This window comes from Salmonella sp. SAL4457 (assembly GCF_046548235.1).
In the GTDB taxonomy this organism is placed as follows: domain Bacteria; phylum Pseudomonadota; class Gammaproteobacteria; order Enterobacterales; family Enterobacteriaceae; genus Salmonella; species Salmonella enterica.
The window spans coordinates 1-261 of sequence record NZ_JBGDZO010000741.1; the positions used below are offsets into that span (position 1 = coordinate 1).

Annotated in this window: 1 protein-coding gene; it reads right to left on the bottom strand. The window is 50.6% G+C overall.

Annotated elements, in window-relative coordinates; translation table 11 throughout:
- The coding region (locus tag ACLJNW_RS26130) for a hypothetical protein (protein WP_410961495.1) at positions 1–261 on the bottom strand (261 nt) is incomplete at both ends.

Below are 261 nucleotides of genomic sequence, written 5' to 3' on the forward strand. Positions count from 1 at the left end.
GCACCATGGCCCAGGTCAGCATGTCGTTCTCCTTATCGGACAGTCGCGACTTATAGTAAGGAAAGAACTTATTGATATAAGCAGGCATCCCCAGGCTGGCCACCGAATACATGATGTTGGCCACCGCAATGAACATGCTGGTCAGCCCGTATTGGCTTTCCGTAAAGCCCCCCTTCCGGGTAAACAGGTAGGTATTCAGAAAACCCAGAGCAAATCCGAAATAGACAATAACGGACGATACGATACTTTGCCGGCGGATGG